The sequence below is a fragment of the Rhizobium sp. A22-96 genome, from assembly GCF_053521805.1.
Genome location: NZ_JBNWDQ010000004.1, coordinates 646492 through 663406 on the forward strand (window position 1 = coordinate 646492; position 16915 = coordinate 663406).

The window sequence follows — 16915 nt, forward strand, 5'->3', positions numbered from 1 at the left end:
TTTCGCAAGGGAAACGACGATGAGTTTCAAAGCCGCCGCCATTCAGATGTGTTCCGGTGTCGATCCGGTGAAGAACGCGGCCGACATGGCGCGTCTGGTCCGTGATGCCGCCTCGCAGGGCGCTGTCTATGTGCAGACGCCGGAGATGACTGGCGCCGTGCAGAAGGATCGCCCGGGCCTGCGCGCCGTGTTGCGCGACGAGCCGAATGATATCATCGTCAAGACGGCATCCGAGCTGGCCAAGGAGCTTGGCATCCACCTGCATATCGGCTCGACGGCTATCGCGCTCGACGACGGCAAGATTGCCAATCGCGGCTTCCTCTTTGGTCCTGACGGCAAGCTCATCAACCGTTACGACAAGATCCACATGTTCGACGTCGATCTCGACAATGGCGAGAGCTGGCGCGAGAGTGCCGTCTACCGGCCGGGATCGGAAGCGCGCATCGCCTCGCTGCCCTTTGCCGAACTTGGCTTTTCAATCTGTTATGACGTGCGCTTTCCGCAGCTCTTCCGCGCCCAGGCCGTTGCCGGCGTCGAGGTGATGACGGTGCCTGCCGCCTTTACCCGGCAGACCGGCGAGGCGCATTGGGAAATCCTGCTGCGCGCCCGCGCCATCGAAAACGGCATGTTCGTCATCGCCGCGGCTCAAGCCGGCAAGCATGAAGACGGCCGCGAGACCTTCGGTCACTCGATGATCATCGATCCCTGGGGCAAGGTGCTGGCGTCGGCCGGCGGCACGGGCGAAGCGGTTATTGTCGCCGAGATCGATGTCGCGGCGGTGAAATCTGCCCATGACAAGATTCCAAACCTGAAGAATGCGCGCGAATTTTCGCTGGAAAAGATCGCGACGCCGGCGGCTGGAGGCGTCGCTGCTTGATCCGTTATTCTCTTAGCTGTGACAATGCCCATGAGTTCGAGGGCTGGTTTTCGGAAAGTGCCGATTTCGACCGTCAGATCGAAAGCGGCTTTCTGACCTGTCCTGTCTGCAATTCCTCGGCGATTTCGAAGCTGCTGATGGCGCCATCGGTGTCGACTGCGCGCAAGAAGGACGAGATGCAGACGCTCGCCATGGATGCCGCCCGCAAGGACGTGATGGTCAAGCTCAAGGAAGCGGTCGAGGCGATCAAGGCCAATGCCGAGGATGTCGGCGCGAAGTTTCCGGAAGAGGCTCGCAAGATCCATTATGGCGAGGCGGATGCGCGCGGGATCATCGGCAAGGCCACGCCGGACGAGGCTCAGGCCCTTGTCGACGAAGGCATCGAAATCGCCGCCATTCCCGTTTTACCAGACGATATCAACTGATGCCGGCAGGCGTCGGCAAACATCTGGCCATGTATAATTTCGGGCTGCATGTCGCAGCCTATGAAAGCGCTGCGGTCGAAGGATTTCGCCTGCGGGAAGCGGCGAATTTCGAGGCTGCGTCTCGTGCCCGTGGCTTTATCGGCCGCTCCGGCTATACGGGCGAGCCGGGTACTCCCTGTTGGGGCGAACAGGTCTTTCCGCGTTTCATCGAAGGCAGCGGCTTTGCGACCGCGCCATCATCACTGTCACTCTGGGTCGATATCGAGTCGCTGATGGCGTTCAGCTATAGCGGCGTGCATGCCGATGCGTTGAAACATGCGCGGCACTGGAATGTCAGGCAAAGCTGGCCGCCGCTGGTTCTCTGGTGGGTGGATGCCGGTGTTGTTCCGGAATGGAAAGACGGCGTCGAACGGCTGGAATATCTTCACGACAATGGGCCAAGCGCCGCTGCCTTCTCGTTCAAGCATCCCTATTGCCCCGACGGCAATCCTGCGGAGATCGGCCGTGGCCGGGTGAAGGAAATCGCAGCGCTCAATGCTGCAGGTCAGGGCGATCTGTTGGCGCATGTGCTGACTTTGAAAATCTAGGCCAGAATGGACCGCTTGCGGCTTCAGACAGCCCTTTTCGCCAGCAGCATGTAGTTCACGTCCATATCTTTCGACAGGTTCCAACGGTCCTGCAGCGGCGAATAGAACACGCCGGTCCGGGCGATGATCTCCATCCCGTCGGCGGCAAGCGGCTTCTCGATCTCTTCCGGACGAACGAGCTTTTCATATTGATGCGTGCCGCGCGGCAGCCAGCGCAAGACATTTTCAGCGGCAAAGATGGCCAGCGCCGCCGCCTTCATCGTGCGGTTGATGGTAGCGACGAACATGAGGCCGCCCGGCCGCACCATCTTCGCGCATGTGGACATGAAGAACTCGACATCGGCGACATGCTCGACCACTTCCATATTCAGCACGATATCGAAGGTTTCGCCGGCTTGGGCCAGTTGCTCGGCGGTGACCGCGCGATAATCGACGGGAACGCCTGACGCCTTGGCATGCGTCGAGGCGATGCCGATATTCTTTTCGGACGGATCGGCGCCGATGACAGAGGCGCCCATGCGCGCCATCGGCTCGGAGAGCAAGCCGCCGCCGCAGCCGATATCGAGCACGCGCAGGCCTTCCAGCGGCCGGCTGCTTTTCGGGTCGCGGCCGAAGTTTTCGCTGGCATGATCACGGATATAGGCAAGGCGCACCGGGTTGAACTTGTGCAGCGGCTTGAACTTGCCCGTCGGGCTCCACCATTCAGCCGCCATGGCGGAGAAACGGTCGACTTCGCTCTGGTCGATCGTGCTTTTCGCCGTTTCGGTCATGGTTCACTCCTTGGTCTGCACCGTGCAATCCGCGCGCATCGTCGCGCGGCATAATTCCATTAGATGTGAAGTCGGACGATCGGAGGCTGATGTCAAGGGCTGCGCCCGTTGCTGCGTCCCCATGTCATCTGGGCGGCATCGGCGGATATTGGAGGAAGGTTGACAAAGAACCGTCTCATGGCCGATCAATCGCCCTGGCTTTCAAATGGACTTTCAAAACCGGGGATTGGTTTGATCCGCCGGCCTGCGGAGGAGTTCTTCATGAGACCATTTCGCCTTGCGACTGTGATTGCCATAGGCTGTCTCACAGTCGGTCACGCGAATGCCGGAGACGGAAAGGGATTTCGTCTGACGGTCGACGGCGTTGAGGTGGGTATCAATCCCGGCGATAGTCTCGATGTCACCATGAAGGACGGTCGCGAGGTTTCAGTGGAGCTGCAGCGCAGCGAAACCGTGACGTTCAGCGGCGGCAAGTTTTCCTTCGATCACGACGGCAAGTTCACGGTCGCGAAAACGGACCTTGGCGGCGGGGTGGAGCAGTATGCGTTGATGACACCGATCGGCACGGGGATCATCGTCCAGGAATACAAAGGTCTCAATCCTTCCAGCATCACCGATTTCGTCTTGCAGCAGATGATTCAGGAAAGCATCAGCGGCGGCGCCAAGCTGAAGAAGGAGGCCGCGCAGCGGATGCTTCCTGGCGGCGTTCTGCTGAAAGGCGTCAAGGCGGAGACCACCACGGACAATGATGTCATGGATTATGAGATCGTGGCGGCCGGCCGGCCGGATGGCGGCGTGCTCGTTGCCACCTTCCTCAACAAGGAAAACATCCCCAAGGAAGGGACGATCCTCGACAAGATGTGGTCGAGCCTAAAAGTGGAGTTTTAAAGTAAACTATTGATGGCGTCGGCCGCGCCAAGCTATTGCACCCGCCTGCCAAACTCGCTAAGAGACGCCCCCATTGATATGGGCTTTTCCGGCTAATGGACCGGAAGGGTGATTTCGCATGCCGGGCTTATCGCATTTCGGCCGCCCGGCGCTGGGTACTGGTAGAGGCACATGGCACGCATCGTGATGAAATTCGGCGGAACTTCCGTCGCGGATCTGGACCGTATCAAGAATGTCGCACGCCATGTGAAACGGGAAGTCGACGCCGGCCACGAGGTCGCGGTCGTCGTTTCCGCCATGTCCGGCAAGACCAACGAGCTGGTCGGCTGGGTCCAGAACATGCCGAAAGTCGCCGGTGCCGATCATTCGATCTATGACGCGCGCGAGTATGACGCGATCGTTGCTTCCGGTGAGCAGGTGACTTCAGGCCTGCTGGCGATCGCGCTGCAGGCGATGGGCATCAACGCCCGCTCCTGGCAGGGCTGGCAGATCCCGATCCGCACCGACAACGCCCATGGCGCGGCGCGCATTCTTGAAATCGACGGCAGCGAGATGATCCGCCGCATGGGCGAGGGCCAGGTGGCAGTCGTCGCCGGTTTCCAGGGGCTTGGCCCCGACAATCGCATCTCCACGCTCGGCCGTGGTGGTTCCGATACATCTGCAGTGGCCATCGCCGCTGCCGTCAAGGCTGACCGTTGCGACATCTATACCGACGTTGATGGCGTCTACACGACCGATCCGCGCATCGAGCCGAAGGCCCGCCGCCTGAAGAAGATCGCCTTCGAGGAAATGCTCGAAATGGCGTCTCTCGGCGCCAAGGTACTGCAGGTGCGCTCGGTCGAGCTGGCCATGGTCTTTAAGGTTCGCACCTTCGTGCGCTCCTCTTTCGAAGATCCCGATGCTCCGGGCATGGGCGATCTGCTCAACCCGCCCGGAACGCTGATTTGTGACGAGGAAGAAATCGTGGAACAGGAAGTAGTCACCGGCATCGCCTATGCCAAGGATGAGGCCCAGATCTCGCTGCGTCGTCTTGCCGACCGGCCGGGCGTTTCTGCCGCGATCTTCGGACCGCTGGCTGAAAACCACATCAACGTCGACATGATCGTCCAGAATATTTCCGAGGACGGCTCCAAGACCGACATGACCTTCACGGTTCCTTCGGGCGATGTCGACAAAGCACTGCGCGTGCTGGGCGAGAACAAGGAAAAGATCGGCTACGACGTGATTCAAAACGAATCAGGTCTCGTCAAGGTTTCGGTCATCGGCATCGGCATGCGTTCGCATGCCGGCGTGGCCGCGACCGCTTTCCGGGCACTTGCCGAAAAAGGTATCAACATCAAGGCTATTACGACGTCAGAAATCAAGATTTCCATCCTGATCGACGGTCCTTATGCAGAACTCGCAGTCAGGACTTTGCATTCCTGCTACGGTCTGGATAAGAGTTGATTCAGGACTGCTGACGACGGACCGTAACGGAGGCGAGTTTCGGCCGGCCCTGACGTGGGCAAGAATGGCGTGATATCTTGATTCGGGAGCTAGAGACGCAATGAGAGACCTATCCGGCGGTCCACGCGTTCTGCTCAAGCGGCTGCGCGAATTGATGGCGGAGCCGCTGGAGCCGCAGGAGCGTCTTGACCGGATCGTCCGCCAGATTGCCAGCAACATGGTCGCCGAAGTGTGCTCCGTTTACGTGCTGCGCGCAGACGGCGTCCTCGAACTTTACGCGACCGAGGGCCTCAACAAGGAAGCCGTCCACCTTTCGCAATTGAAGATGGGACAGGGCCTGGTCGGCACGATCGCCGCCTCCGCCCAGCCGCTCAACCTCTCCGACGCGCAATCGCATCCCGCCTTCCGCTACCTGCCGGAAACCGGCGAAGAGATCTACCATTCCTTCCTCGGCGTGCCGATCCTGCGCACGGGCCGTTCGCTCGGGGTTCTCGTCGTGCAGAACAAGGCGAGCCGGACCTACCGCGAGGAAGAGCTCGAAGCGCTTGAGACGACGGCTATGGTGCTGGCCGAAATGATCGCCACCGGCGAGCTGAAGAAGATCACCAAGCCCGGCCTGGAACTCGATCTCACCCGCTCGGTCACCATCGACGGCGACAGCTACAATGAAGGCATCGGGCTCGGTTATGTCGTGCTGCATGAGCCACGCATCGTCGTCACCAATCTGCTGAACGAAGACACCGACAAGGAAATCGGCCGCCTGGCCGAGGCGCTCGGCTCGCTGCGCATCTCGATCGACGACATGCTGTCGCGCCGCGACGTCTCGATGGAGGGCGAGCATCGCGAGGTGCTGGAAACCTACCGCATGTTCGCGCATGACCAGGGCTGGGTGCGCAAGCTGGAAGAAGCTGTCCGCAACGGCCTGACTGCAGAAGCGGCCGTCGAAAAGGTGCAGAGCGATACCAAGGCGCGGATGATGCGCCTGACCGACCCATATCTTCGCGAGCGCATGCACGATTTCGAGGATCTGGCGAACCGGCTGCTGCGGCAGCTTATCGGCTATTCGGGCCGCACGGCCGCCGAAGGCTTCCCGAACGATGCGATCATCTTCGCGCGTGCCATGGGCGCTGCCGAACTGCTCGACTATCCCCGCGCCAATATTCGCGGCCTGGTGCTGGAGGAAGGCGCCGTCACGAGCCATGTCGTCATCGTCGCGCGTGCAATGGGCATTCCGGTCATCGGTCAGGCGACCGGCATCGTCGCCCTTGCCGAGAATGGCGATTCGGTCATCATCGATGGCGATGGCGGCCATGTGCATCTCCGGCCGATGGCCGACCATCAGCGTTCCTACGAGGAAAAGGTGCGGTTCCGCGCCCGCCGGCAGGAGCAGTTTCGTGCACTGCGCGCGGTCGAGCCGGTCACCAAGGACGGGCAGCGCATCTCGTTGCAGATGAATGCCGGCCTGCTTGTGGATTTGCCGCAGCTTGCCGAATCCGGCGCCGAAGGCATCGGCCTGTTCCGCACCGAGCTGCAGTTCATGATCGCCTCGACCATGCCGAAGGCGGATGAGCAGGAGGCGTTCTACCGCAACGTGCTGAAGCAGGCGGACGGGCGCGTCGTCACCTTCCGGACGCTCGATATCGGCGGCGACAAGGTCGTCTCCTATTTCCGCGCGCATGAGGAAGAGAACCCGGCGCTGGGCTGGCGTGCCATTCGCCTGTCGCTGGATCGCCCGGGCCTGCTGCGCACGCAGCTTAGGGCCATGCTGAAAGCGGCCGCCGATGGCGAGCTGAAGATGATGGTGCCGATGGTCACGGAAGTCTCCGAGATCAAGGCGGTGCGCGAGCTGTTGCAGAAGGAAGTTCAGCATCTGTCCCGCTTCGGCCATGGTCTGCCGCGCAAGCTGCAATTCGGCGCCATGCTGGAAGTACCGGCGCTGCTCTGGCAGCTGGACGAGCTGATGGCGGCGGTCGATTTCGTTTCGGTCGGCTCGAACGACCTGTTCCAGTTCTCGATGGCTGTCGATCGCGGCAATGCCCGCGTGTCGGATCGCTTCGACCCGCTCGAGCGGCCGTTCCTGCGCATCCTTCGGGATATCGTGCGGGCCGGTGAGCGTAACAAGACGCCGGTGACGCTCTGCGGCGAACTCGCCGGCAAGACGATCTCGGCAATGGCGCTGCTCGGCCTCGGCTTCCGCTCGGTTTCGATGTCTCCGGCGTCGATCGGCCCGGTCAAGGCCATGCTTCTGGGGCTCGATCTCAAGGCCCTGTCGGATGTCATGGAGGAGGCGTTGAACGACACGCGCGCGACCTCCTCGATGCGTGATATCCTTGTTCGCTTTGCCGAGAGCCACAATATTCCGCTTTAGCGCGTGATCCACGAAAACGATAAATGGTTTCCGGGCAGGATCATGCGCATCACGTCACAGCAGAGATAATAAGAAGAATTGGAGTAAAGGGTGGCCAAGCTTCCCGTTGAAAAAATGCGCGAACTGGAGCGCCGCTTCGGCGAGATCGAGGCGCGCATGTCCGCTGGCCCTGCCGCGGATGTCTATGTGAAGCTTGCTTCCGAGTATTCCGAATTGCAGCCGGTCGTCGCCAAGATCCGCGACTATGAGCGCGTCCTTGCCGAGGCGGCCGATCTCGACACCATGCTCGCCGACAAGTCCGTCGATCGCGAGATGCGCGATCTCGCCGAAATGGAGTTGCCTGAGGTCAAGGAGCGGATCGAAGTCCTCGAGAAGGAAATCCAGGTTCTGCTGCTGCCGAAGGATGCCGCCGACGAGAAGAGCGCCATCCTTGAAATCCGCGCCGGCACGGGCGGCTCGGAAGCAGCGCTTTTTGGTGGCGACCTCTTCCGCATGTATGAGCGCTTCGCTGCCAATAACGGCTGGAAGGTCGAGATCCTGTCCTCAAGCGATGGTGAAGCTGGCGGCTACAAGGAAATTATCGCCACGATCACCGGCAAGGGCGTGTTCTCGCGTTTGAAGTTCGAATCTGGCGTGCACCGCGTGCAGCGCGTACCGGAAACCGAAGCGGGCGGCCGCATCCATACCTCGGCGGCAACCGTTGCCGTACTGCCGGAGGCCGAGGAGATCGATATCGAGATTCGGGCCGAGGATATCCGTATCGACACCATGCGGTCTTCGGGCGCCGGCGGCCAGCACGTCAACACCACGGACTCGGCTGTGCGCATTACCCATATTCCTTCGGGGATCGTGGTGACGAGTTCGGAGAAGTCACAGCACCAGAACCGCGCCAAGGCGATGCAGGTGCTGCGCTCGCGTTTGTTCGACATGGAGCGCCAGCGCGCGGACAATGAACGCTCGGCCGACCGCAAGAGCCAGGTCGGCTCCGGCGACCGGTCCGAGCGTATCCGTACCTATAATTTCCCGCAGGGACGTGTCACCGATCATCGCATCAACCTGACGCTCTACAAGCTCGACCGGATGATGATCGGCGAGATCGACGAGGTGGTCGATGCGCTTCTGGCGGATTACCAAGCGAGCCAGCTCGCCCAGCTTGGCGAACAGGCATGAGCAGCGGGCAGGGGTCGACCGTAGCCGGGCTCCTCCAAGAGGTGCGTGCCCGTTTTGCCGACGCCGATCTTGATGACCCCGCCACCGAGGCACGTATCCTTGTCGGCGGGCTCCTCCATCTCTCTTCCACCGAGCTTGTGACGCGGGGTTCGGAAGCGGTATCGCCCGATGATGTCGGCACGGCGCGGGCGGCGATCGATCGCCGTCTCAACCATGAGCCGGTCCACCGTATTCTTGGCGAACGCGAATTCTATGGCTTGCCCTTGCGGCTATCGCCGGCAACGCTGGAGCCTCGGCCCGACACGGAAATACTGGTCGATACGATGCTTCCGCACGTGCGGCGCCTTGAATCCGAGCTCGGGAATGTCCACTTACTTGATCTGGGAACGGGAACCGGGGCCATTTGTCTGGCTCTGCTTCATGAATGTCCACAAGCGACGGGCGTTGGTTCCGACATATCCGGCGAGGCGCTGGAGACCGCACGCGGCAATGCGGAGCGAAATGGCCTGGCGGCACGGTTCGATACCGTGCAAGGAAGCTGGTTTGATGCCATCCACGAACGATTTCATGTGATTGTCTCAAATCCGCCCTATATTGCCTCCAGTGTCATTTCCACTCTCGCTCCAGAAGTAAAGGATTTCGATCCTCCCGCGGCCCTTGACGGGGGCCTTGATGGGCTGGATGCATATAGAGCGATCGCAAAGGATGCGGCGCGGTTTCTACACCCGAATGGCATGGTGGGAGTGGAGATCGGTTATGATCAGCGTGAAACGGTGACTTCTGTCTTTGAAGGAGCAGAATTTCTCCTTGTCGAAGCGGTTCGTGACTACGGCCAGAACGACCGGGTGCTTGTGTTTAGATTGCATCATTAACGCGACATTTTGCTGCGGATTTGTGGGATCTCTATTGTTATCGCGAAGAAAAAGCTTGGATTTCCTGAGGAAGCGATATAGGTTGCGCTCACGCGTTGGGCGGCTGGGAATAGGCGAGACGATTCGCCTGTCTTGGACAGGCTCGGGGATCCGCTCTTTGGTAAGAGTGTCAAAGGTTGAAGATAACCCAATGCGTGATCAGTTAATCTGACGTAGTCGAGCGGCAGACCGGCGCTTAAAGCGCAGTTTGCTTGCGGCACGCAGGCCTTGGTTCGGAAGGGTCCGAACCTCGGCGGCAGGTGTCGTGTATGAATTTTATCCCAACGAAGAGAATTCAGGTGAAGGATCTATGAGGCCAGGACAGCAGAATAAGCGCGGTCGGGGGCGTGGTAACAACAACGGCGGCGGTGGTGGTGGAAATAACAACAATAACAATTTCAACCGCAAAGGCTCTAACCCGCTGACCAGGACTTACGACAGCTCCGGTCCCGATGTGAAAATTCGCGGAACGGCACAGCATATCGCCGAAAAATACGCGACTCTGGCGCGTGACGCTCAAAGTTCCGGCGATCGGGTCATGGCTGAAAACTATCTTCAGCACGCCGAGCACTACTATCGCATCATTGCCAGCGCCCAGGCTCAGATGCAGGAACGCTTCCAGCGCGACGATCAGCACAATTACAATGAGCGCGACGGCGGCGACCGTGACGGCGACGATATGGATGCGCAGGAGATGGACGACCAGCCGCAGCTGGCTCCACCCCAGGTGCGCCATCAGAGGCCTGCTCCGGTTGTTGCCGCAGCTCCCGCTGCCGAACCGGAAGTCATCGATGGCACCGGCCCGCAGCCGGTGATCGAAGGCATTCCGGCCGAAGTTGCGATCGAGGAAGAGACCCCTGCCGTCGCAGCGACGGAGCGTCAGCCGCGCCGCCGTAACGCCGGCGGCAGCCGCCCGCGTCGCCAGCCACGCCGCAGCGCTGATGCGGAAGGCGAGGGCGAAGCTGGGTCGGGCGAAGCTCCGGCTTTGGCGGACGCTGCTTCGGAATAATGCGCTCTCTCTCGTGAGGGAACGATCGAATATTCAAATAAAAACGGCAGTGCTCAACGCACTGCCGTTTTTGTTTTTTGCCATGCCAGTTTTGGGATGAGAGGAAACTGCTAGGACTGTCATCATTCGTTTGCGAAGCGGAATCCATATGTGCAGATATGGTGAGTGAGATTGTTCGATGCTTTTGAATGATGAAGCCGGTTGTCGTTTTTGTCTCGAAAACGAATTGCTTATCGATAAACTACTGGGTGAGAACCGTTCCTTCTACATGCTTGGCAGCGTCGATCCGGAGATGCCGCACGCCGTCATGGTCATCTTGCGCCGGCATGCGGAAAGCCCTTTCGAGATTCACTCCCACGAATGGATTGATATGGCGGAAATGTTGACGATGGCCAAAGCTTATCTGGCGTCTTCCAACCCGGATGGCTTCACTCTCGGCTGGAATGTCGGTGCCGTTGGCGGACAGCACGTATTTCACGTTCATCTGCACGTGATCGCCCGTTTTGCCAATGAACGCAACGCGGGTCGGGGAATCCGTGCTGTCATTCGCGGATGACATACCTCTTTCCTGGCATTACCATCTATGTGTATTTTCGATCGCCGGGGTTGGGATTTTTCGACAAAACGTTCTGCTTTTTCTGCTTTTTCCGCCCTTTAAACTCGGCGATAACCCTCCCATATTCTGCTCAGTTGCTTTGCCGCAAATCTCAACGGCGACAGAGCGGGGTCTGCCTCTTGAGGGGGCCCAATCTCAATCATCGATCTGCGCCGCTCAGGGCAGGTTGATCCATGGAGGTCCATTATGAATATTGAAAAATACTCCGAGCGGGTGCGCGGTTTCCTGCAATCCGCCCAAACCTATGCGCTTGCGCAGGGTAATCAGCAATTCACGCCTGAACATGTTCTGAAAGTGCTGCTGGACGACGACCAGGGCATGGCTGCATCGTTGATCGAACGTGCCGGCGGCGACGCCAAGGCTGCCCGTCTTGCCAATGACGCCGCACTGGCCAAACTGCCGAAGGTTTCCGGTGGTGATGGGCAGGTCTATCTTGCACAGCCGCTCGCCAAGGTATTCGCCACGGCCGAAGAGGCCGCGAAGAAGGCCGGCGACAGCTTTGTGACTGTCGAGCGTCTTTTGCAGGCGCTGGCGATGGAATCGTCCGCCTCGACATCAGCGACGCTGAAGAAGGCCGGCGTTACCCCCGTCGGGCTCAATCAGGTCATCAATGATATCCGCAAGGGTCGCACCGCTGATTCCGCCAATGCGGAGCAGGGGTTCGATTCCCTGAAGAAATATGCCCGCGACCTCACCGCCGAGGCTCGCGAAGGCAAGCTCGACCCGGTCATTGGCCGCGATGACGAAATCCGCCGCACCATTCAGGTCCTTTCCCGCCGCACGAAGAACAATCCCGTGCTGATCGGCGAGCCCGGCGTCGGCAAGACGGCGATCGTCGAAGGCCTGGCCTTGCGTATCGTCAATGGTGACGTTCCGGAATCGCTGAAGGACAAGAAGCTGATGGCGCTCGACCTGGGCGCTCTGATTGCCGGCGCGAAATTCCGCGGCGAGTTCGAAGAGCGGCTGAAGGCCGTGCTCAACGAAGTCCAGGCGGAAAATGGCGAGATCATCCTGTTCATCGACGAAATGCACACGCTAGTCGGCGCGGGCAAGGCCGATGGCGCCATGGATGCGTCCAATCTGCTGAAGCCGGCGCTCGCCCGCGGCGAGCTGCATTGCGTCGGCGCGACCACGCTCGATGAATATCGCAAGCATGTCGAGAAGGATCCGGCCCTTGCACGCCGTTTCCAGCCCGTCATGGTCGAAGAGCCGACAGTCGAGGATACGATTTCTATCCTGCGTGGCCTGAAGGAAAAATACGAGCAGCACCACAAGGTCCGCATCGCTGATGCCGCCCTGGTCGCCGCCGCAACCTTGTCGAACCGCTACATCACCGATCGCTTCCTGCCGGACAAGGCCATCGACCTGATGGACGAAGCCGCGGCCCGTCTGCGTATGCAGGTGGATTCAAAGCCGGAAGAACTCGACGAACTCGATCGCCGCATCATCCAGCTGAAGATCGAGCGCGAGGCGCTGAAGAAGGAAACCGACCAGGCCTCGGCTGACCGGCTGGTCCGGTTGGAGACAGAGCTTACCTCTCTCGAAGAGGAGGCCGATGCGCTGACCGCGCGCTGGCAAGCTGAAAAGCAGAAGTTGGGTCTGGCCGCCGATTTGAAAAAGCAGCTTGATGACGCTCGCAACGAATTGGCGATCTCCCAGCGCAAGGGTGAATTCCAGCGCGCCGGCGAACTTGCCTATGGCGTGATCCCGAAGCTGGAGACAGAACTCCACGCCGCGGAAGAGCAGGATAATGCCCGCGATTCCATGGTGCAGGAAGTGGTCACCGCCGACAACATCGCCCAGATCGTCTCGCGCTGGACCGGGATTCCGGTCGACAAGATGCTGGAAGGCGAACGCGACAAGCTGCTGCGGATGGAAGACGAACTGGCAAAGTGGGTCGTCGGCCAGGGCGATGCCGTTCAGGCGGTCTCGCGCGCCGTTCGCCGTTCGCGCGCCGGGCTTCAGGATCCGAACAGGCCGATCGGCTCGTTCATCTTCCTCGGCCCGACCGGCGTCGGTAAGACGGAGCTGACCAAGGCGCTTGCCCGCTTCCTCTTTGACGACGACACGGCCATGGTGCGCATCGATATGTCCGAATACATGGAGAAGCATTCCGTGGCCCGGCTGATCGGTGCTCCTCCCGGCTATGTCGGCTATGAAGAGGGCGGCGCGCTCACGGAAGCCGTTCGCCGCAGGCCCTATCAGGTCGTGCTGTTCGATGAGATCGAGAAGGCGCATCCCGATGTCTTCAACGTCCTGCTCCAGGTTCTGGACGACGGGCGCCTGACGGATGGTCAGGGCCGTACGGTCGACTTCCGCAACACGATGATCATCATGACGTCGAATCTGGGCGCGGAATATCTGACCCAGCTGAAGGACGGCGATGATAGCGATGTGGTGCGCGAGCAGGTGATGGATGTCGTCCGGTCGCATTTCCGGCCGGAATTCCTGAACCGTATCGACGAGATTATCCTGTTCCATCGCCTGAAGCGCGATGAGATGGGCGCGATCGTCGATATCCAGCTGGAGCGGCTGCTGAAGCTGCTGTCGGAGCGCAAGATCAAGCTCGAACTCGACGAGGATGCCCGCAACTGGCTTGCCAACAAGGGTTATGATCCCGTCTATGGTGCGAGACCGCTGAAGCGGGTGATCCAGAAATATGTTCAGGATCCGCTCGCCGAACAGATCCTTTCCGGGCAGGTTCCGGATGGTTCACTGGTCAAGGTCACCAGCGGATCGGACAGGCTGCTGTTCCGCCCGCGTCAGGCCGTAAACGAAGCGGCCTAAGGCTGGTAATGTTGTGATATCAGCGGATGGCGGCCTTCGGGTCGCCATTTTGCTTTCGGAGGCTCGCTCGGAAAATATCTTGCCGAGCAGCGCCGGGTCTGTGACGCTTGCACGGGTTCAGAGGATCGAGGGAAACATGCTTGTCATCTTTGGCGGCCTGCCGGGCAGCGGCAAAACCACGATTGCACGGGCACTGGCCAAAAGGCTGGGAGCTACTTATGTCCGGCTCGACACGATCGAGCAGGCGCTGCGGAATTCCGGCATGTTGAGAGACGAGGTCGGGCCTGCCGGTTACATGGTTGCCTATGGGATTGCCGGAGACAATCTCAAACTGGGAAACACTGTTATTGCCGATTCCGTCAATCCGATTTCGATAACGCGCGAGGCCTGGAGGCAGGTTGCACGGCGTGCGGCCGTATCCGCAATCGAAGTGGAGGTCATCTGTTCCGACAAAGTGGAGCACCGCCGGCGCGTGGAAACGCGCCAGACCGACATCGAAGGTCATGTGAACCCGACATGGGACGAGGTCGTCACCCTAAGCTACGACAATTGGGGTCCGGGACCGGTCGTCGTCGATACGGCCTTGAAGGCCGTAGATGATATCGTCACCGAACTGGTCGATCGGCTGAGAGCTACCGGGCCTAGATAGCGGCCTGATAGTCGGGATCCGCTCGATCTCGATCGCTACTTGCTTGCGACCTGTTTCGACTTTTCGTCGCTCAGCAAGGTATCGATGCGCTTGCGCTCATCCTGGAACTTGGCAAGCGCGTCGCCCTCGAGCGATTTGCCGCCGGGGAGGCGGATGCGTAGCGGATCGACCTTGGTGCCGTTGACGATCAGCTCGTAGTGCAGATGCGGTCCGGTTGCGAGACCCGTCGAGCCGATGAAGCCGATGACCTGCCCCTGAACCACCTTTGCGCCGGGGACGACGCCCTTGGCGATGGCGCTCTGGTGATTGTAGGAGGAGACATAGCCATTTGCATGGCGGATCAGCGTCTGGTTGCCGAAACCGCCGGAATCCCAGCCAGCCTTTTCGACGATACCATTGCCGGCCGAAATGATCGGCGTGCCGCGTGGCGCGGCCCAGTCGACGCCGGTATGCATGCGGGCAAAGCCGAGGATCGGGTGGCGGCGCATGCCGAAGCCCGATTTGAAAATGCCTGTCGGAACGGGGTTGCGCAGCAGGAACTGGCGGATGCTCTTGCCGGCCTCATCGAAATAATCGATCGAATGATCAGTCGGGTCTTCAAAGCGATAGAAACGGGTGACCGTGTCGCCGAACTTGGCGTTGACGTAAAGCAGCTCGGAATCGGCCGTCGCCTGACCCTTGTCGTCGGCTACCGAGAAGAAGGCCTCCAGCGAATCCGTCGGTTTCAGCTGCGCCTGGAAATCGACGTTGCTGGCGAGCAGCTTGACGATCTGCGCCACCATTTCCTTGCTCATGCCGTAGGAGAGCGCCGCGCGATAGATGCCGTCATAGACGCTGGGCAGATCGCGGCCGGCGGCAACGACGGGAGCATCATTGTCGAAGGCGGTGGCGATGGCATCGAGCATCGGCGGCGCGCTGCCGGCGATGAAATCACCATGGTCGTTCTGCGCGATGGTCAGCAGGTGCTTGGTGCCACGATAGATGCTGGCACGGATGATCTTGGCCTGCTCGCCCTTCTGCAGGATGCCGATGCGAAGCACATCGCCCGTGGAAACATCGGATGAGCCGAAGACAGGCTGAATCTTTGAGGTGATGTCGTCTGCATCGGCCTTGAGATAGCCGGCATTGGTGAGTGCCGTGGCGATCGGCATGTTTTCCCGAATGGGAATGATATCGTCGGCGAATTCTTCCGTCTGCGCGGTCACGGCTTCGGAGGCGGAGACCGACATATTCTCCTCGACGATTCGAGCGGCAAGGCCCGCCGTCAGATCGACATCGGCGTCATCATTGGCGAAGCGGCGCGGGTCGACATAGTAAAGCGCTGAAAGCTGGGTGTTGCTGTCGGCGAGGATCGAGCCGTTGGAGCGCACATTCTCCTCGACTTCGTCCAGCGACATGGAACCGGCGAGCGGGAAGGGGATGTCCTTGCTCGGAAAGGATATGGTCTTGAGGCTGACTTCGGATTCCACATCGGAGCCATAGATCGCCCCGGTCCGGTTGGCGGGCGGCGGTATGTTCTCGTCTGCGGAAAAGATCGCCAGCGGATCGAAGGGCGGATAGCTTTCGCCGGCGACGCGGTTGGTGGCGAGCGCGATCTTCACATGGGCGAAGGGCTGGCGGCGCACCACTTCCTTGTCGCCGTCCCGCACCACGGTCGATACTTCGAGAATGTTGCGGTCGGATGGTTTGGAAGCAATCGCCGTGGAGATCAGCCGGCCGCCGCGCGTCACTTGGTCGTCGGAGGCGTCGTGGCTGTCCGTTGTCGCATAGGCTTCGGCTGGAATGGCGAGCTGCTGCCGCCCGTCAAGTGCCGCAAACAGGGCGACGCCCATCAATATGCTTGAGGTAAGGCCGGTGAGGAACGTACCGGAAAGCCATCGCAAGGAAACCTCGCGCCGGTCCGGAGCTCGCCTGCCGTCGGCCAGGATTGGCGGCTCGTTGCCGAGCGATCGGAGCATCATTTTGTCCGTTATCATGCCAATCGAGATCCGCTTCCTTATATGCGAGCCGCAGGCTGGGGGCGAAGATGTGCATATTTATGACAAGGGTGTCAAATGAAGCGGTCGGCTTCAGGCCCTCCGCAGGCCTGTTTCCCATGAAATCTGTAGCCGCGGGACGCGTGGTTTGTGGGGTTTGGCCGCTAACAGCACATCTTTTCACCTTCAGGCGCGGCCATTCGGGTCAACCCGGGGCCGCGGCAGGCGCTATATAATGCCGTTCTGGCCTATCGCTCCCACAGATATGAAGAGTGTTCATAATTTCATCATGAGAATCAATCAGTTATATGTTTTTTGATTTTTTTCAAAATGGGCCTGTTGACTTGGTTCGGAGGTAGGGTCTATAAGCCCGATCACTGAACGAGGGCGGCGGCGCTGCTGGCGACGAAGTCCTTCGCTCTAGTGTTTCCTGGAT

14 protein-coding genes are annotated in these 16915 nt (G+C 60.1%); 12 read left to right on the forward strand and 2 right to left on the reverse strand.

Annotated features, from left to right (window positions below):
* Positions 1-19 precede the first annotated feature (19 nt).
* From ACQZ6F_RS21405 to ACQZ6F_RS21415, 3 genes are read left to right on the forward strand one after another with little or no spacing between them, the layout of a single operon-like run.
* A complete protein-coding gene (locus ACQZ6F_RS21405; RefSeq protein ID WP_449093721.1) occupies positions 20-877 on the forward strand; it encodes a carbon-nitrogen hydrolase family protein in 858 nt (285 codons plus the stop codon).
* Positions 874-1302 (forward strand): DUF1178 family protein, encoded by a 429-nt coding sequence (locus ACQZ6F_RS21410; protein WP_077471718.1) that lies wholly within the window; start codon positions 874-876, stop codon positions 1300-1302. The genes ACQZ6F_RS21405 and ACQZ6F_RS21410 overlap by 4 nt, the downstream gene beginning before the upstream one ends.
* Positions 1302-1889 carry a DUF3291 domain-containing protein gene (locus ACQZ6F_RS21415; RefSeq protein WP_449093720.1) on the forward strand — a complete coding sequence of 196 codons (588 nt, stop codon included), beginning with the start codon at positions 1302-1304 and terminating at the stop codon, positions 1887-1889. Before ACQZ6F_RS21410 ends, ACQZ6F_RS21415 begins: the two co-directional genes overlap by 1 nt.
* A gap of 23 nt (positions 1890-1912) precedes the next feature.
* Here the strand turns inward: ACQZ6F_RS21415 and ubiG are convergent, their stop codons facing one another.
* Positions 1913-2659, reverse strand: coding sequence for a bifunctional 2-polyprenyl-6-hydroxyphenol methylase/3-demethylubiquinol 3-O-methyltransferase UbiG (gene ubiG / locus ACQZ6F_RS21420; protein ID WP_449093719.1), 747 nt, complete (start codon positions 2657-2659; stop codon positions 1913-1915).
* Positions 2660-2920: 261 nt separating this feature from the next.
* Between ubiG and ACQZ6F_RS21425 the strand changes: the two genes are divergently transcribed.
* The 9 genes from ACQZ6F_RS21425 to ACQZ6F_RS21465 all read left to right on the forward strand — a co-directional run bounded on the left by ACQZ6F_RS21425 (position 2921) and on the right by ACQZ6F_RS21465 (position 14503).
* Entirely contained in the window at positions 2921-3547 is a 627-nt protein-coding gene (locus ACQZ6F_RS21425; protein WP_077471809.1) for a hypothetical protein, read from the forward strand.
* Positions 3548-3718: 171 nt separating this feature from the next.
* The gene (locus tag ACQZ6F_RS21430; RefSeq protein WP_068396552.1) at positions 3719-4993 is read left to right on the forward strand and encodes an aspartate kinase; all 1275 of its coding nucleotides are present in this window, start codon (positions 3719-3721) and stop codon (positions 4991-4993) included.
* Between the two features lie 100 nt (positions 4994-5093).
* Positions 5094-7361 (forward strand): phosphoenolpyruvate--protein phosphotransferase, encoded by a 2268-nt coding sequence (ptsP, locus tag ACQZ6F_RS21435; RefSeq protein WP_077471715.1) that lies wholly within the window; start codon positions 5094-5096, stop codon positions 7359-7361.
* A 90-nt stretch (positions 7362-7451) separates the two neighbouring features.
* A complete protein-coding gene (gene prfA, locus ACQZ6F_RS21440; RefSeq protein ID WP_449093718.1) occupies positions 7452-8531 on the forward strand; it encodes a peptide chain release factor 1 in 1080 nt (359 codons plus the stop codon).
* On the forward strand, positions 8528-9403 hold the full coding sequence (gene prmC / locus ACQZ6F_RS21445) for a peptide chain release factor N(5)-glutamine methyltransferase (protein ID WP_449093717.1): 876 nt from the start codon (positions 8528-8530) through the stop codon (positions 9401-9403). Before prfA ends, prmC begins: the two co-directional genes overlap by 4 nt.
* A gap of 349 nt (positions 9404-9752) precedes the next feature.
* Entirely contained in the window at positions 9753-10451 is a 699-nt protein-coding gene (locus ACQZ6F_RS21450) for a DUF4167 domain-containing protein (RefSeq protein ID WP_449093716.1), read from the forward strand.
* Positions 10452-10629: 178 nt separating this feature from the next.
* The gene (locus tag ACQZ6F_RS21455) at positions 10630-11007 is read left to right on the forward strand and encodes an HIT family protein (protein WP_449093715.1); all 378 of its coding nucleotides are present in this window, start codon (positions 10630-10632) and stop codon (positions 11005-11007) included.
* A gap of 246 nt (positions 11008-11253) precedes the next feature.
* Positions 11254-13854 (forward strand): ATP-dependent chaperone ClpB, encoded by a 2601-nt coding sequence (clpB, locus tag ACQZ6F_RS21460; RefSeq protein WP_449093714.1) that lies wholly within the window; start codon positions 11254-11256, stop codon positions 13852-13854.
* A 136-nt stretch (positions 13855-13990) separates the two neighbouring features.
* Positions 13991-14503, forward strand: coding sequence for an AAA family ATPase (locus tag ACQZ6F_RS21465; protein ID WP_449093713.1), 513 nt, complete (start codon positions 13991-13993; stop codon positions 14501-14503).
* Positions 14504-14538: 35 nt separating this feature from the next.
* Here ACQZ6F_RS21465 and ACQZ6F_RS21470 read toward each other — a convergent pair whose 3' ends face one another.
* On the reverse strand, positions 14539-16479 hold the full coding sequence (locus ACQZ6F_RS21470) for a M23 family metallopeptidase (protein WP_077471711.1): 1941 nt from the start codon (positions 16477-16479) through the stop codon (positions 14539-14541).
* Positions 16480-16915: the final 436 nt, after the last annotated feature.

Excerpts from the sequence above, each read along its gene's own strand:
- ACQZ6F_RS21405 (WP_449093721.1), top strand. The coding sequence starts at position 20 with ATGAGTTTCAAAGCCGCCGCCATTCAGATGTGTTCCGGTGTCGATCCG.
- ACQZ6F_RS21415 (WP_449093720.1), top strand. The coding sequence starts at position 1,302 with ATGCCGGCAGGCGTCGGCAAACATCTGGCCATGTATAATTTCGGGCTG.
- ubiG (WP_449093719.1), bottom strand. The coding sequence starts at position 2,659 with ATGACCGAAACGGCGAAAAGCACGATCGACCAGAGCGAAGTCGACCGT.
- ACQZ6F_RS21425 (WP_077471809.1), top strand. The coding sequence starts at position 2,921 with ATGAGACCATTTCGCCTTGCGACTGTGATTGCCATAGGCTGTCTCACA.
- ACQZ6F_RS21430 (WP_068396552.1), top strand. The coding sequence starts at position 3,719 with ATGGCACGCATCGTGATGAAATTCGGCGGAACTTCCGTCGCGGATCTG.
- ptsP (WP_077471715.1), top strand. The coding sequence starts at position 5,094 with ATGAGAGACCTATCCGGCGGTCCACGCGTTCTGCTCAAGCGGCTGCGC.
- prmC (WP_449093717.1), top strand. The coding sequence starts at position 8,528 with ATGAGCAGCGGGCAGGGGTCGACCGTAGCCGGGCTCCTCCAAGAGGTG.
- ACQZ6F_RS21450 (WP_449093716.1), top strand. The coding sequence starts at position 9,753 with ATGAGGCCAGGACAGCAGAATAAGCGCGGTCGGGGGCGTGGTAACAAC.
- ACQZ6F_RS21455 (WP_449093715.1), top strand. The coding sequence starts at position 10,630 with ATGCTTTTGAATGATGAAGCCGGTTGTCGTTTTTGTCTCGAAAACGAA.
- clpB (WP_449093714.1), top strand. The coding sequence starts at position 11,254 with ATGAATATTGAAAAATACTCCGAGCGGGTGCGCGGTTTCCTGCAATCC.
- ACQZ6F_RS21465 (WP_449093713.1), top strand. The coding sequence starts at position 13,991 with ATGCTTGTCATCTTTGGCGGCCTGCCGGGCAGCGGCAAAACCACGATT.
- ACQZ6F_RS21470 (WP_077471711.1), bottom strand. The coding sequence starts at position 16,479 with ATGATAACGGACAAAATGATGCTCCGATCGCTCGGCAACGAGCCGCCA.